Origin of the sequence: Streptomyces sp. WMMC1477 (genome assembly GCF_027460245.1) — a bacterium.
Lineage (GTDB): Bacteria > Actinomycetota > Actinomycetes > Streptomycetales > Streptomycetaceae > Streptomyces.
Map to the genome: position 1 here is coordinate 5,185,987 of NZ_JAPZBD010000003.1, position 14,309 is coordinate 5,200,295.

14 protein-coding genes and 1 riboswitch are annotated in these 14,309 nt (G+C 73.5%); of the genes, 4 read left to right on the forward strand and 10 right to left on the reverse strand.

Translation table 11 applies throughout. The annotated features are described in order from the left end of the window. Positions 1-300: 300 nt before the first annotated feature. Together O7609_RS22740 and O7609_RS22745 are read right to left on the reverse strand one after the other, a co-directional pair. Positions 301-2,415, reverse strand: a complete 2,115-nt coding sequence (locus O7609_RS22740; protein WP_269737151.1) for a putative bifunctional diguanylate cyclase/phosphodiesterase — start codon at positions 2,413-2,415, stop codon at positions 301-303. 74 nt (positions 2,416-2,489) lie between these two features. Then, the gene (locus O7609_RS22745; protein WP_269735136.1) at positions 2,490-3,302 is read right to left on the reverse strand and encodes an SAM-dependent methyltransferase; all 813 of its coding nucleotides are present in this window, start codon (positions 3,300-3,302) and stop codon (positions 2,490-2,492) included. Positions 3,303-3,742: 440 nt separating this feature from the next. Between O7609_RS22745 and O7609_RS22750 the strand changes: the two genes are divergently transcribed. After that, positions 3,743-3,982: a DUF6480 family protein gene (locus O7609_RS22750; protein ID WP_269735135.1), complete on the forward strand. Its 240-nt coding sequence runs from the start codon at positions 3,743-3,745 to the stop codon at positions 3,980-3,982. 56 nt (positions 3,983-4,038) lie between these two features. Here the strand turns inward: O7609_RS22750 and O7609_RS22755 are convergent, their stop codons facing one another. After that, positions 4,039-5,124, reverse strand: coding sequence for an NAD-dependent epimerase/dehydratase family protein (locus tag O7609_RS22755; protein WP_269744148.1), 1,086 nt, complete (start codon positions 5,122-5,124; stop codon positions 4,039-4,041). 131 nt (positions 5,125-5,255) lie between these two features. On the opposite strand from O7609_RS22755, the gene O7609_RS22760 reads away from it, so the two are divergent. Next, on the forward strand, positions 5,256-5,612 hold the full coding sequence (locus O7609_RS22760) for a hypothetical protein (protein WP_269744149.1): 357 nt from the start codon (positions 5,256-5,258) through the stop codon (positions 5,610-5,612). 40 nt (positions 5,613-5,652) lie between these two features. Beyond that, positions 5,653-6,831, forward strand: a complete 1,179-nt coding sequence (locus O7609_RS22765) for an anhydro-N-acetylmuramic acid kinase (protein WP_269735132.1) — start codon at positions 5,653-5,655, stop codon at positions 6,829-6,831. A gap of 236 nt (positions 6,832-7,067) precedes the next feature. On the opposite strand, the gene O7609_RS22770 is transcribed toward O7609_RS22765, so the two are convergent. Both O7609_RS22770 and O7609_RS22775 read right to left on the reverse strand, forming a co-directional pair. Further along, positions 7,068-8,345, reverse strand: a complete 1,278-nt coding sequence (locus O7609_RS22770; RefSeq protein WP_332330055.1) for a transglycosylase family protein — start codon at positions 8,343-8,345, stop codon at positions 7,068-7,070. Positions 8,346-8,565: 220 nt separating this feature from the next. After that, positions 8,566-9,372: a DUF6227 family protein gene (locus O7609_RS22775; RefSeq protein WP_269735130.1), complete on the reverse strand. Its 807-nt coding sequence runs from the start codon at positions 9,370-9,372 to the stop codon at positions 8,566-8,568. 203 nt (positions 9,373-9,575) lie between these two features. On the opposite strand from O7609_RS22775, the gene O7609_RS22780 reads away from it, so the two are divergent. Next, the gene (locus tag O7609_RS22780) at positions 9,576-10,028 is read left to right on the forward strand and encodes a phospholipase (protein WP_269735129.1); all 453 of its coding nucleotides are present in this window, start codon (positions 9,576-9,578) and stop codon (positions 10,026-10,028) included. 65 nt (positions 10,029-10,093) lie between these two features. On the opposite strand, the gene O7609_RS22785 is transcribed toward O7609_RS22780, so the two are convergent. The 5 genes from O7609_RS22785 to O7609_RS22805 all read right to left on the reverse strand — a co-directional run bounded on the left by O7609_RS22785 (position 10,094) and on the right by O7609_RS22805 (position 14,295). Next, positions 10,094-10,321, reverse strand: a complete 228-nt coding sequence (locus tag O7609_RS22785) for a DUF2277 domain-containing protein (protein WP_269735128.1) — start codon at positions 10,319-10,321, stop codon at positions 10,094-10,096. Positions 10,322-10,442: 121 nt separating this feature from the next. Further along, positions 10,443-10,712, reverse strand: a complete 270-nt coding sequence (locus tag O7609_RS22790; RefSeq protein WP_219093797.1) for a DUF1876 domain-containing protein — start codon at positions 10,710-10,712, stop codon at positions 10,443-10,445. Between the two features lie 247 nt (positions 10,713-10,959). Continuing rightward, positions 10,960-12,450, reverse strand: coding sequence for a glycine hydroxymethyltransferase (locus O7609_RS22795; RefSeq protein WP_269744150.1), 1,491 nt, complete (start codon positions 12,448-12,450; stop codon positions 10,960-10,962). 29 nt (positions 12,451-12,479) lie between these two features. Next, a riboswitch (ZMP/ZTP riboswitch) is annotated at positions 12,480-12,573 on the reverse strand. Positions 12,574-12,590: 17 nt separating this feature from the next. Further along, positions 12,591-13,805 (reverse strand): acyl-CoA dehydrogenase family protein, encoded by a 1,215-nt coding sequence (locus O7609_RS22800; protein WP_269744151.1) that lies wholly within the window; start codon positions 13,803-13,805, stop codon positions 12,591-12,593. A 31-nt stretch (positions 13,806-13,836) separates the two neighbouring features. Further along, positions 13,837-14,295, reverse strand: a complete 459-nt coding sequence (locus O7609_RS22805) for an SCP2 sterol-binding domain-containing protein (protein ID WP_269735125.1) — start codon at positions 14,293-14,295, stop codon at positions 13,837-13,839. Positions 14,296-14,309: the final 14 nt, after the last annotated feature.

Consider the following 14,309-nt stretch of genomic DNA (forward strand, 5'->3'; position numbering starts at 1 on the left):
TCGTGTCCGGCGCACGGCCCAGGCCCGGGGATACCGGTACTGTGACCGAAGGGCCGCGCTCTGTCACGGGGGCGCGGAAGCCAGGTGCGCCGCGGTGGGCGGTACGCGGGCGGGGAGTCGGGTGTCGTCCGTTCCGGTGGCTGTCGGGTCTCCCGCAGCATGCCCGGGCGGCACACCCGGCCCACGTGGAAACCCGGCTCACCGCAGGGCGCTCGGCGTGGAGACGGGGCGCGCGGGGACGGCGCGCGCCGAGGGGTGCGCGGCCGGCCCTCGGCCGGCTCCCCGCTCAGGCCGCAGCGGTCACTGCGCCGCGACCAACGGCATCGGTGCGGCCACCTGCTCCGGCGGGCCGGGCCGTGCGTAGAACCAGCCCTGGGCCGAGTCGCAGCCCAGGTCGCGCAGTTGCTCCGCCTGGGCCGCCGTCTCGACGCCCTCGACGGTCACCGAGAGGTCCAGGACGTGGGCCAGGGAAACGATCCCCTCGACCACCTTGAGGTCCACGGGGTCGGCCGGCTGCTGCTGGAGTCCCCGGGTGAAGGAACGGTCCAGCTTCAGGGTGCTCGCCGGCAGCCTGCGCAGGCTGGCCAGGTTGGAGTAGCCGGTGCCGAAGTCGTCCAGCGCGATGCCCACGCCCAGTTCGGCGAGTTGGCGCAGCGGCTTGAGCTCGGCGTCGTCCGCCCGGATCATCGCCGACTCGGTGACCTCCAGGCACAGCGAGCCGGGTGGCAGCCCGGCGTTCTCCAGGACGGCCACGGTGTCGGACACCAGGTCCGGATGGCTGAGCTGCCGTGGCGAGAGGTTCACGTTGACGCGCAGGGGCCGGGTGCCGCCGATGCCGCGGACCTGCCACTCGCAGGCCTGACGCACCGCCTCCTCCAGCACCCAGCGGCCCAGCGGGACGATCAGCCCGGTGTGCTCGGCCAGCGGGATGAACCGGTCCGGACCGAGTACGCCGTGCCGCGGGTGGTCCCAGCGCACCAGCGCCTCGGCGCCCTCCACGCTGCCGTCGGACATCCGCACCAGCGGCTGGTACTCGATGAAGAACTCCCCGGCCTCCAGCGCCACGGGCAGCCGGTTGGTCAGCGAGTGCCTGCCGATGATCCGCGCGTCGGAGTCCGGGTCGGCCAGCTCGTAGCGGTTGCCGCCCTGGGCCTTCGCCCGGTACATGGTGATGTCGGCGCTGCGCAGCACCTCGGCCGCCGTCCGCTCGCCCGCCGGGCCCTCGACGATTCCGATGCTGGCCCTGACCGTCAGCTCCCGCCCGTCCACGAGTACGGGGGTGGACAGCGCCTCCAGGGCGCGCTCGGCGAGTTCGGTGATGTCGCCGGAGTTCTCCGGGTCGGTGTTGAGTGCCACGAACTCGTCGCCGCCGATGCGGGCGACGAGCTGGCCGGGCCCCTTCACACAGCTCTGCAGCCGCTCGGCGACGGCGACCAGGAGCTGGTCCCCGACGGAGTGCCCCAGGCTGTCGTTGACGGTCTTGAAGCCGTCCAGGTCGAGGTAGCACAGGCCGAAGCGGGCGGCGTCCCCCTCCCTGGCCAGGGCCTGTTCCAGCCGTTCGAAGAACAGGGTGCGGTTGGGCAGGTCCGTCAGCGCGTCGTGGGTGGCCTCGTAGCGCAGCCGCAGGTGCAGCAGCCGACGCTCGGTGATGTCCTCCATCAGCGCCAGCATGTACCGGGGGGCGCCGTCGGGGTCACGCAGGAGGGAGACCGTCAGATGCGTCCACAGGACGGTGCCGTCGGGACGGTGGTAGGGCTTCTCGGTGCGGAAGTGGTCCCGCTCGCCGCGTGCGAGCTCGTCGTACATGCGCCACACGTTCGGCCCGTCGTCGGGATGCACCCAGCTCTTGATGGGACGGTTGCGCACGAGCCGCTCGTTGCCGCCGAACATCCGGGTGAGGGCGCTGTTCACCTCCAGGACCCGGCCGTCCAGCGTGCCGATGCCGATCCCGATGCTGGCGCCCTCGAAGACGGCGCGGAAGCGGGTCTCGCTCTCGTGCAGGGCCTGCTCGATCTGCGACTGAGCCGTCAGCGCGGCGCGTGAGAGGGCCTCCTGCTCGAAGCGGGTGCGCTCCTGCAGCGCCCGGGCGAAACCGGCCGCGATCGCGTGCTGCAGCCGGGCGCAGCGGGCCCGCGCCTCCTCGGGGGGAAGGCGGGAGGGATCGGAGCAGTACAGCAGCAGATAGGCGTCCACGACACCGAGGATCTGCGGCAGTGCCTCCGGCGCGGTGCAGTGCGCGTCCACGAGCTCCTGGCCGACCGCCCGGGCTGGCACCGGGTCGAACGGATGGGCGTGCAGGCAGGTGCACAGCAGTTCGGCCAGCGGCACGAGGTGCTGTTCGAACTCGGCCAGGGTCATGCAGGTGGCCGTCGTCGGGTAGACGGCGCGGCTCCAGACCGTCGCGAAACGCCGCAGCCCGTCGTCGCCGTCCGGGCCGGGCCCGGCCGGGGGGTGAAGGCCCGGCTCGGCTGTGTCTTCCGGGGAACTGTTCACGCCTTACGTCCCACCCCGCCGAACCCGGTGAACACGACCGGGTCCTCGTGCTCCGTGGATCCCTCCGGACGCCAGTTCGGCATCGGGACGAGACCCGGGTCGACGAACTCGAAACCGGCGAAGAAACGCTCCACCTCGGCTCGTGAGCGCATGATCAGCCGGGAGCCCACGTTCTTGTAGACGTTCGAGATCTCCCGCCCCTGCTCCGCGGTGCGCGGGCCCCCGTCCGTGGAGGCGTGCGTGAGGATCAGCAGCGACCCCGGGGCCAGCGCGTCCCGCAGTTGCGCGACCGCCGTCCAGGGGTCCTCCGAGTCCTCGACGAAGTGCAGCAGCGCGACCAGCAGCAGCGCCACCGGCCGGTCCAGGTCCAGCAGCCGCTTCACCGGCGCCCCGCCCAGCAGCGACTGCGGCTCCCGGAAGTCGGCCGCCAGCACGTCGGCCCGCTCGACGCCGTCCAGCACCGCCTCGCTGTGCGCGACCGCCACCGGGTCGTTGTCCACGTAGACCACGCGGGCCTCCGGCGAGGCGCTCTGGGCCACCTCGTGCACGTTGCCGAACGTGGGTATGCCGGAGCCGATGTCCAGGAACTGGGTGACGCCCTGGCCGACCGCGTAGCGCACGGCGCGGCGCATGAAGGCCCGGTTGGCCTGCATGATCTTCGGCAGTCCGGGGAACACCTCGATGGCCCTCCTGGCCGCTTCCCGGTCCACCTCGAAGTTGTGCGATCCGCCGAGGTAGTAGTCATAGATCCGGGACACACTCGGCTTGGACAGGTCGATGCCCTGCGGTGCCCAGGAGGGACGTTCCATCAATGACTCCTCATCGCGATCGCCGGCGTATTGACGTTCGAGGGATGAGGCTACTGACCTGAGGTGGGTGGGAGTAAGGAAAAGGAGACTCAACCTCCCGACACTGTCCTGATGTTGAGGTATATGCCCGGTTCGTGAAGGCGAAATCCTCCTGTTCCGCGCCCCATTCTCCACCCGTGCGGCCCCAGAACGCGCCGTTTCCCGCCGGAGCCGCCGGTACCGCCCTCCGGCCCGGGGACACCCGCACCGCCAGACGGGCGACCGCGGGGGTGCGCGCGTCGACGAGGACGCGGCCGGGGAAGGCCCCGGCGGGGTGGCCGGTCGGCTGGAGCTCCCCGCCGCCCGGGGCCGCCCGCGCCCGCTCGGCCGTCGGCGGACGGGTCGCCGCGCCGGCGGGCGGGCGATGTGTAGGTTCCGCGTAGAGGTGCACTCGTGGGGGTGTGAACGACACGAACGCATCGACTCCCGAACCGGACGGCGGCCGCTCCCCCGGGCAGAAGGGGGGCGGCGGGGTGCCCCCGAACGAGACGCCCCCCGCGGAGGGCACGCTCTCCGGCGCCGGGCCGGAGGAGACGCCCCACAACCCGACCAGCGGATGGTCCACCGGCCCGCTGATCGCCATCGGGCTGCTGGTGCTGGTCTTCGTCGTCTACTTCGTCGCCCGGATCATCCTGGCCTGAGCGGGCCGTCCTGACCGGCCCGGCGCGGAACCCGCTCCCGGCGGCCCCAAAGTCCGCTACGGGCGGCCCCGGAGGATCGTCGCGAACTCGCGCAGTCGCCCGCCGGGCAGCCTCGGCCGCAGCGGTGCGGTGTCCATGCCCTCACCCCTGCGGAAGGCCGCCAGGAACTCCGTCAGCGTCTCCGTGGAGGAGGCCGCGGGGGCCCACTCCAGCTCCTCCCGGGCCCGGCGCGTGCTCATCAGCGGCAGCCGCAGGAACGCGTCGAACAGCGAGGGCGAGGAGGGCACCAGCCGCAGCCGCCACGCGGCCGCCAGGGCGGCCCGGACGGCCGGGGCGGGCACGCGGACCGGGCGTGCCGCCAGGAGGCCCGCCAGCACCCCGGCATCCACCGGAGGCTCGCAGGCGAGGTTGAAGGCGCCGCTCACCGGCCGCAGCACGGCACGGACGAAGGCGTCGGCCGCGTCGTCGGTGTGGAGCACCTGGAAGCGCAGGCCCGCCAGGTCCGGGACGACGGGCACCAGTTCCGGGCGCACCAGGGCGTTCGGGACGGCAGGCCCGCCGAACAGCCGCCGCTGGCCCATCGCCGACTCCCGTTTGAACATGAACGTCGGGCGCATGCGGACCACCCGGATGCCGGGATGGTCGCGCTCGAAGGTGTCCAGCAGCCGCTCGATGTAGGCCTTCTCGCGCGGGTAGGCGGCCTCCGGCCAGCCGTGCGTGGGCCACGACTCGTCCACCCGCCGCTCCTGCCCGTCCGCCGGTCCGGGCGAGTAGACGCCGACCGAGGAGGAGTACACGAGCGCCGGAACCCCTGCCGCCGCCATGGCCCGCAGCAGCCGCTCGCTCCCCTCCACGTTCGTCCGCCAGGTCAGCCGCGGGGTGTGGGCGGGCTGGATCAGCCAGGCCAGGTGGACCACGGCGTCCGCGCCCTGGAGCAGGCCCGTCAGTTCCGCTTCCGCCTCGGGGGTGCCGAGGTCCGTGCTCGCCCACTCCGTCTTGGCCGGCGTCCACGCCGGGACCCGGCGGCACAGCCCGAGGACCGAGGCGACGCCCGGTTCATGGGCGAGGCGCCGCAGGACGCTCGTGCCCACGTTGCCCGTCGCGCCCGTCACGACGACCCGGAGTCCCTCCGTCTGGGTCACGCTTGCTCCTTCCGTCGCCGTCCGTGAACCTCCGCAGGTACCCCGGGCCCGGCGGCGGAAACGCGCCCGGGCGGGCCGTGTTTCCCCGCGTTCGCGCACGGGTACCGCGCACGGCTGAGGAAGGGGGAGCCATGGAGGAACCCGACCCGCGCGACGAGGAACGCGACCCGCGCGAGGACCCCGAGCGCGAGGGCCTGCTCAGCCACGTCTCCCCGCGCACCGGCACGGAGCCCGTGCGAGCTCGCAGCGCCGTGCGGCTGCGGCTGCTGCTCGGTCTGCTGTTCACGCCGCTGTTCATCGCGGGCGCGGTGCTGTTCTGGGCCTGGGCGGCCGCGTCCGGGCCCCACGACGTGCCCACCGACGGCTCGCTGCGCGTCATCGCCGTCCTGTTCACCGCGCTCGCGGTCTTCTCACTCATCGACCTGCTGGTCGTCCAGCGGCGCCTCCTGCGGGCCCGGCACCGGCGGGGGCGGCGCGCCGGGCACTGAGTGCGCGCCTGCCGCGCGCGGGCGGCGCACAATGCGGGCCATGCGCGTGATCGGACTGCTCAGCGGTACCTCCTGCGACGCCGTGGACGCGGCCCTGGCCGAGCTGACCGTCCGCCCCGACGGGGACCTGGACCTGCGCTGCGGCGGGCTGCTCAGCGTGCCCTTCCCCGCCGGGCTGCGCGCCGGGCTGGCCGCCTGCCTGCCCCCGGCCGAGCCCACCTGGCGAGGGATCTGCCACCTCGACGCCGCGCTCGGCCGGCTCTTCGGCGCGGTGGCCGCCCGCGCGAACGCCGAACTCGCCGACGGGGACGCCGCCCTCGTCGCCTCCCACGGCCAGACGTGCTTCCACTGGACGGACGGCCCCCGGGCCCTGGGCACCCTGCAGCTCGGCGCGCCCGCCTGGATCGCCGAGGCCACCGGGCTGCCCGTCGTCTCCGACCTGCGCTCCCGCGATCTGGCCGTCGGCGGCCAGGGCGCCCCGCTGGCGGCCACGCTGGACGCCCTGCTGCTCGGGGACGAGGGCCGCCCCGGCGCCCTCAACCTCGGCGGCATCGCGAACCTGAGCGTGCGCGAGAGCTCCGGCGCCGTCCTCGCCTACGATCTCGGCCCGGCGAACGCCCTGATCGACGCCGCCGCCGTCCGGGCCAGCCGCGGCGCCGCCACCATGGACCGCGACGGAGCCCGTGCCGCCCGCGGCCGGGTCCTGCCGGAGCTGCTTGCCGAGCTGCTGCGCGATCCGTACCACCGACTGCCCCCGCCCAAGTCGACGGGGCGGGAGCACTTCCACGCCGCCTACCTCCACCGCCACCTGCCGATCCCCGAGCCTGCGCCCGACGACGTCCTGGCCACGGTCACGGAGCTCACCGCACGCCTGGTGGCCGACGCCTGCCGCGCCCACCGGCTCACCGCGTTGACCGTCTCCGGCGGCGGGGTGCGCAACCCCACGCTCATGGCCCGCGTCCGCGCCCTGGCCGACCCGGTGCCGGTCACCGACAGCGCCGTGCTCGGCCTGCCGCCGCAGGCGAAGGAGGCCCACCTCTTCGCGCTGCTGGGCTTTCTGACCGTCCACGGCCTGCCGGGCAACACCCCCTCCGCCACCGGGGCCGAGCGCCCCGTGCTCCTCGGCTCCCTCACCCCGGGCCGAGGCCCGCTGCGGTTGCCGGACCCGCTGTCGCGTCCGCCCCGCCGTCTGCACGTGGCCGCGCGCTCCGGGCCGTGAGCCCGGCCTCGCCCCGGCGCTGCCCACGGCGGACCGGAGCCGGGCTCGGCCACGGCCCGCCCGGCTCCGGCCCCGTGGGCCGTACCCACATTGCCGCACGGCGTGGCCCGCCCGTCAAAGGGGCGTACGCCCCTTTGACGGGCGGGCCACGCCGTGGACCCGGGCGAGGCGGGCCCCGGGAGCCACTGAGACGGGCGTCCCGCCGGCCCCGTCGCGGGGGAGGCGGCTGGCCGGGGCTACACGCGGACGCCGTGCGCGCGCAGGTAGGCCAGGGGATCGATGTCCGAGCCGTATCCGGAGCCGGTGCGGATCTCGAAGTGCAGGTGGGGCCCGGTGGAGTTGCCGGTGTTCCCCGCCCGCCCGACCCGCTGGCCCGGCTCGACGCGCTGCCCCGCGCTCACCGATATGGCGGAGAGGTGCGCGTACTGGCTGTAGCGCCCGTCGTGGTGCCTGAGGACGACCTGGTACCCGTACGCCCCGCCCCAGCCCGCCGAGACGACGGTGGCCCGCGTCACGGCCGTGACCGACGTGCCGGTGGGCACGGGGAAGTCGACGCCCGTGTGGTAGCCCGCGCTCCAGGACGAGCCCGTCTGCCGGTAGGCGGTGCCGGGCCGGACGCCGGGGATCGGCGCCGTGTAGGCGGGCGCTGCCGACCGCTCCTGCCGCCGGTCGGCGGGACGCTGCTCGCGGTCCGGGGCGGGCTGGGGAGCCGGTGCCTTCGCGCGCCGCTGGTCCTGCCGCTGGTCGGCCCGCTTCTCGGCCGGCTGGCGGTCCTGCCGCCCCTCGGCCTTGCGCTCGGTCTTGTGCTCGGCCTTCTTCTCGGCCTTCTTCTCGCCCTTCGGGCCGGCCTCGCGGTCCTGGGCGCTGTCGGCGGCGGCCGCCTCGCGTGCTCCCCGCTCAGGCTGCGGGGACTTGGTCGCCGGACGGGGCGGGGCCGGGCGCAGGGCCAGGCGCTGGCCGGGAAGGATGAGGTCGGGATCGTCCCCGACGGTGCTCCGGTTGCGCTCGTAGAGCGCCGGCCAGCCGCCGCGCACGGTGTGGTCCTGCGCGATGGAGGACAGCGTGTCGCCCGGGAGGACCTCGTGCGTCTGGTTGCCGCGCCGGTGCTCCTGGCCCTCGGGGTCGTCCGTGCGGCGCTGCCCGGGCATCTGCCGCGCCTGCTCGCGGGCCGCCTGCCGCGCTATGGCCTCGCGCTGGCTCGCGGGACGGGCGCCGGTCCGCGCGGCCCGGTCCTCCGCGTTCCCGCGCGTGAGGCCCGCCTCGGGGCCGCACGCCGGCCAGGCCCCGGGGCCCTGCCCGGCGAGTACCTTTTCGGCCACCGCGATCTGCTCCGCCTTGGAGGCCCCGTCCGCGCGGACGGCGTACCGGGTGCCCCCGTACTGCTCCCAGGTGGACTGCTTGAACTGCAGACCGCCGAAGTACCCGTTGCCCGTGTTGACGTGCCAGCGTCCGCTGCTCTCGCAGGCGGCCACCTTCTCCCAGGTGTCCACCGGGGCCGCCTGCACGTGGCTCACGCCGATGAGGGGGAGGGCGATCCCGGCGCCACCGGCGGTGACGGTGAGCGAGGCACGGGATACGGAACTCGTCCGGGGACGGCGGTGACGACCACGGGGTGCCATGGGTTCCTCCCACTACCTGCGCTGCCGTGCGCTCCAACGGGCTCCCGAGAAGACGGGAGTTGACAAGCGCGTCAAACGTAGAGCGCACTCGGTGCGCACGGCAACCGATTCCGGCTCATTCGCCGGTTCCACCGCCCGTGCCGTGTACCGTCACATGGTGCTGGGCGGCCCGGCCGGCGGTCTCCGCGTCCGCGTAGACCTCGCAGACCAGGCGGCCGTCGGTGGTGAAGTCGTGTTCCAGCTCGTAGAGGGTGACCTCGCGGCCGTCCGCCAGCAGGAACGCGTGTTCGTAGACGGAGCAGAAGGCGTTGGGTCCGGCGGGGCCGAACCGCTGTGCCACACGGGAGATGTGGTGTCCGACGGCCGTGTCGAGCAGGGTCCGCGTCCGGGCGCCGGGGCGATCGGGGTTGACGGCGCGGCGCAGCAGCCGTCTCGCGTGGTCGGCCGAGTTCTCCTCGGTGTATCCGTGTGACACCGGGGCGGCGAGGTGGACCGGCACCGGGGGACAGGCCGCGCCGTCGCCCCCGGCCGCCACCGGCCCCGCGCCCGGATCCCCCGCCTCCGGCGCGGCGTCGCCCATGCGCTGGTGCACCCGGCTCTCCGCCTCCTGGAGAGCGGCGAAGTCCGGGTACACCTCGCAGGTCACCTCGCCGTCCGTATCCATGACATGGCGCAGTTCCCAGAGCACCAGGACGCTGTGGTCGGCGAAGGTGAACGTGTACTGGTAGGTCGAACACCGCAGCGCGGGAGGCGGGTTGCGATGCTGCCGGAAGGACCGCAGCTGGACGTCGCAGCGTACTGCCGCCGCCAGTCGGACCGTCAGCCGTTCGCTGAGGTCGAAGGGGTTGCGGGCCCGGGCGATGAGCAGCGCCAGGTGGTCGCCCGGCGCCGGCCCGCCCGTGCGCCGCGCCGTGTCGTTCATCGGGCGCCTCCACGTGTGCTGGACCGGAATCCCCCGTCACCCGTTGAATACCCAAAGTAGCGACGTCGCTTCACCGTGTGCGCAGAATGGCTGACATGTGCGGTTCCCGTGGCTCATGTGAGAAGGCCATCGCCACGCAACTCCCGCTTTAGTCAACGCAGTTACTTTCCGTGTCCTCATCCGCTCCCGTGGAGGACACCTCAATGCGCGCCAAGACCCCGCTCGCTCTGGCCACGTCCGCCGTCTCACTCGCCACCGTCGTCGCCCTCGCCAGCCCCGCCACGGCGGTGCCCGCCGACAAGTCACAGGTGCTGTACGGCTGGACGCAGACCAGCTCCTCCAGCTACAACTCCTGGCTCTCGGCCTACTACAACAAGTCCGCCTGGTCGTCCTACGCGTTCAACTGGAGCACCGACTTCTGCTCCACCTCGCCCGACAACCCCTTCGGCTTCCCGTTCAAGCTCGCCTGCGCCCGGCACGACTTCGGCTACCGCAACTACAAGGCCGCGGGCACGTTCAGCTCGCACAAGAACCGGCTGGACAGCGCCTTCTACGCCGACCTCCTGCGGGTCTGCGACCGCTACAGCGGCGCCACCGAGGGCTCCTGCAACGCCACGGCCTGGACCTACTACCAGGCCGTGCGGATCTTCGGCTGACGCGCGGCCCGGGGGTGCCGGCCGGCCCCACCGGCCGGCACCCCGCGGCATGGCCCGGCCGGGCCCTACCGCCGCGCGGAGGGCGCGGCCCCGCGCACGGTCAGCGCGCCGAGCAGGGCCCCGGTGGCCGCCGTGACCTCCTCGACGGCGCGGTCGAACGCCTCCGCGTTGTGCGCGGCGGGGCGCCGGAAACCGGAGATCTTGCGCACGTACTGCAGGGCCGCCGCGCGCATCTCCTCCTCGGTGACCGCCTCGGTGTACGGGGGACGCAGCGTCTTGATGCTTCGGCACATACCTCGACGGTACGCCGCCGCCCCGACGACCGGTTCCGGACGCCGTGGTGCCCGGGCGGGCACAGGGCCGGGCGGGCCCGCCCGGCGCCCGTGGGGGCTCCGGCGTCCCGCCCGGCGTCCTTCAGTGCGTCAGGTGAGCGGGCTGATGTGTGACCGACTCGATCTCGTGGCCCGCCTTGGCGAGGAGCTGGTGGGAGAGGTCGCGCAGCGCCCTGGCGGCCGCGATCTCCTCACCGACCCGCTGCTGAGCCGGGTCCGACGGGTAGCGGTCGGCCCTGCCGTGGGCCTTCAGCTCCGTGCCGTCCTGCAGGCGCATCATGCAGGAGGCCCGCGTCTTGTCGCCGTCCTCCCAGAACTCCATCTCGACGTTCATACCGACGATCGTTTCCATCAGGACCTTCTTTCGAGGGAACCATCGGCTGCGGCCGGTGGGGGAAGCGCATTCCCTGCTTGAGATTCTTCTCGTCCCGCGGAGGATCGGTCCGGGCCGGGCCGTCACCCGCGTGGAGACCCCTGCGGACAGGGAGCGCGGGCGCGGCGCCCACCCGCACCGACCGGTGGGCTTCTTCCAGGGTGCCTCCACGGCGCGCCGCGGGCGACTCAGGCCGGGGGACGGGCCCCGGCTGCCCGGCCCCTGCTCAGCCGAGGTCGATGCCCGGATACAGCGGGTGCTTGCCCAGGAGTTCCGCAGCACGCCCCCTGACCTGGTCCGCGACCCCGTCCTCGAGGGTGTAGCGGGCCTTGGACGGGGCTCCCGAGGCGGTGGAGCCCGGCGAGGCGGACCTGAGCACGGTGTGCATCAGGTCCGCCACCTCGTCCATCTCCGCGGTGCCGAACCCGCGCGTGGTGAGGGCAGGGGTGCCGATGCGCACGCCGGAGGTGTACCAGGCGCCGTTGGGGTCCTGCGGGATCGCGTTGCGGTTGGTGACGATGCCGGCGTCCAGCAGTGCGGCCTCGGCCTGCCGGCCACTGAGCCCGTACCCGGAGACGTCCAGCAGCACGAGGTGGTTGTCCGTGCCGCCGGTGACGAGCCGCCCGCCCCGGCGCTGGAGGCCTTCGGCCAGGGCGCGGGCGTTGTCCACGACACGCTGGGCGTAGCCGCGGAACTCGGCCCTGCGGGCCTCGGCGAGGGCGACGGCCTTGGCCGCCATGACGTGCGGCAGCGGCCCGCCGAGGACCATCGGGCAGCCCCGGTCGACCTGTTCGGCGAGTGTGGAGTCGCAGAGCACCATGCCGCCGCGCGGGCCGCGCAGCGACTTGTGCGTGGTGGTGGTGACGATGTTCGCGTGCGGGACGGGGTCGAAGTCGCCGGTGAGCACCTTGCCGGCCACCAGGCCCGCGAAGTGCGCCATGTCCACCATGAGGGTGGCTCCCACCTCGTCCGCGATCTCCCGCATGACGCGGAAGTTCACCAGCCGGGGATAGGCCGAGTACCCGGCGATGAGGATCAGCGGCCGGAACGCGCGGGCGGCGGCGGCCACGGCGTCGTAGTCCAGCAGGCCCGTCGCCGGGTCGGTGCCGTAGCTGCGCTGCTCGAACATCTTGCCGGAGATGTTGGGGCGGAAGCCGTGGGTCAGATGGCCGCCGGCGTCCAGCGACATGCCGAGCATGCGCTGGTTGCCGAGGGCGCGCCGCAGCCGCTCCCAGTCGGCCTCGCCGAGGTCGTTCACATGGCGTGCCCCGGCCGCGGCCAGCGCCGGTTCCTCGACCCGCTGGGCGAGCACCGACCAGAAGGCCACGAGGTTGGCGTCGATCCCGGAGTGCGGCTGGACGTAGGCGTGCTGGGCGCCGAACAGCTCCCTGGCGTGCTCGGCGGCCAGCGCCTCGACGGTGTCCACGTTGCGGCAGCCCGCGTAGAAACGGCGCCCCACCGTGCCCTCGGCGTACTTGTCGCTGAGCCAGTTCCCCATGGTGAGGAGGACGGCGGGGGAGGCGTAGTTCTCGCTGGCGATGAGCTTCAGCGAGCCGCGCTGGTCGGTGATCTCGGCCCCGATGGCGTCGGCGATCCGGGGCTCCACGCCGCGGATCACCTCCAGCGCGCTGCGGTAGGCGACGGTCTCGGGCGTGGGCCCGGCGGCGGGAGAGGGGGCGGGAGAGGGGGCGGGCGGAGTGGTCTGCGGTTCGGCCACGGGAACCTCCGGGAGGCGGCGGGGTGTGCTCCGGTGGCCCAGGCGCGCGGCAGCACATCACCGTTGACGGAGCCGCTCCCCAATGGTCAGTCCCATTTCCTCGCGCCAGTCACGGCTCGCTGCGAGCGTATCAAGCCCGGTCAGCGGATGTTCCTGCCGGAGAGCGCGCGGGCGATCACGAGCCGTTGGATCTCGCTCGTGCCCTCGAAGATCGTGTAGATCTTCGCGTCGCGGTACATGCGTTCCACCGGGTGCTCGCGGCTGTAGCCGGCCCCGCCGAGGATCTGGACGGCCTTCTCGGTCGCGCTCACGGCCAGTTCCCCGGCGCGCAGCTTGGCCATCGAGCCCTGGCCCGCGGTGAACTGCTTGTCGTTGCGGGCCATCCAGGCGCCCTGCCAGATCAGGAGCCGGACGGCCTCGATCTCGGTGCGCAGGTCGGCCAGGGTGAAGGCGATGGACTGGTTGTCGATGATCGGACGCCCGAAGGCCTCCCGCTCACCCGCGTACTCCAGGGCGTACTCGTAGGCGGCCCGGGCGATCCCGAGGGCCTGAGCTCCCACCGTGGGACGGCTGACCTCGAAGGTCGCCATGGCGGCCTGGCCCTTGGCGGCCCGGCCCTCCCTGGCCCTGGCCAGACGCCGGTCGAGCCGCTCCCTGCCGCCCAGCAGACAGGCACCGGGCACCCGGACGTCGTCGAGGAAGACGTCGGCGGTGTGCGAGGCCCGCAACCCCAGTTTCCTGATCCTGCGGTTGCCGGCCAGGCCCTCCGTGCCCGGGGGGACGATGAACGCGGCCTGGCCGCGGGAGCCCAGTTCCGCGTCCACGGAGGCGACGACGACGTGGACGTCGGCGATGCCGCCGTTGGTGATCCAGGCCTTCTGGCCGTTCAGCACCCAGGTGTCGGAGGCCGCGTCGTAGCGGGCCCGGGTGCGCATCGCGGACACGTCGGAGCCCGCGTGCGGCTCGGAGACGCAGAAGGCGGCGAGCCGGGGGTCCCGGGCGTCGCCGTAGCACTGCGGCAGCCACTCGGCCATCTGGTCGGGGGTGCCGGAGGCGAAGATGCCGGCCGCGGCGAGGGAGGTGCCGAAGAGGGCCATGCCGATGCCCGCGTCGCCCCAGAAGAGCTCCTCGTTGGCGATCTGGAGGGAGAGGCCCGAGGGGTCGCCGTACATCTCGGCCAGCGACTCGAAGCCGTACAGGCCGATCTTCGCGGCCTCCCGGATGACGGGCCAGGGCGTCTCCTCGCGGTCGTCCCACTCCGGTGCCGCGGGGCGGACGACCTCCGTGGCGAAGCCGTGGACCCAGTCGCGCAGGTCGCGCTGTTCTTCGGTGAGTTCGAGGGAGAACCCGCTCATGTCCGTCTCCTGGTGGTCTCTCGCGCGCCGGTCAGGCCTTGGGGATGTCGAAGAGCCGAGTGAGCCCGGAGGCCATGCCGACGTCGCCGGCGACCTTGAGTCTGCGGGTCATGAACATCGTCACCGGGGAGCCGTTGCCGGAGACGAGCTTCAGGAACTCCGCGTCGCCCATGACGAGGCTCACCCGCGGTTCGGCGTCGCTGCGGCCCTCGCGGACGGTGCAGGCGCCCGCGTCGATGGCCGTCTCGTAGACGGCGTCGCTCGCGCCGGTGATCTTCCAGCGGATCAGCGCGCTGAGCGAGCCCGCGGCCTCGGGGCGGAACTGCCGTTCCATGCGGGAGAAGACCGCGCCGAGGACCCGGTCGCGGAACTCGCCGGTCATGAACTGGCCGATCTCCCCGGCGGACAGGCCCTTCACGATCGTCGCGAACTCCTGCGGGGAGATGGTCGCGAAGTCCAGAGCGGCCAGGTCGTCGCGCGATGTACCCATGGTCGGTTCCTCAC

Coding starts and splice junctions, on each gene's coding strand:
- O7609_RS22745 (WP_269735136.1), bottom strand. CDS start 3,302: ATGGAACGTCCCTCCTGGGCACCGCAGGGCATCGACCTGTCCAAGCCG.
- O7609_RS22760 (WP_269744149.1), top strand. CDS start 5,256: ATGGAGGAACCCGACCCGCGCGACGAGGAACGCGACCCGCGCGAGGAC.
- O7609_RS22765 (WP_269735132.1), top strand. CDS start 5,653: ATGCGCGTGATCGGACTGCTCAGCGGTACCTCCTGCGACGCCGTGGAC.
- O7609_RS22775 (WP_269735130.1), bottom strand. CDS start 9,372: ATGAACGACACGGCGCGGCGCACGGGCGGGCCGGCGCCGGGCGACCAC.
- O7609_RS22780 (WP_269735129.1), top strand. CDS start 9,576: ATGCGCGCCAAGACCCCGCTCGCTCTGGCCACGTCCGCCGTCTCACTC.
- O7609_RS22785 (WP_269735128.1), bottom strand. CDS start 10,321: ATGTGCCGAAGCATCAAGACGCTGCGTCCCCCGTACACCGAGGCGGTC.
- O7609_RS22790 (WP_219093797.1), bottom strand. CDS start 10,712: ATGGAAACGATCGTCGGTATGAACGTCGAGATGGAGTTCTGGGAGGAC.
- O7609_RS22800 (WP_269744151.1), bottom strand. CDS start 13,805: ATGAGCGGGTTCTCCCTCGAACTCACCGAAGAACAGCGCGACCTGCGC.
- O7609_RS22805 (WP_269735125.1), bottom strand. CDS start 14,295: ATGGGTACATCGCGCGACGACCTGGCCGCTCTGGACTTCGCGACCATC.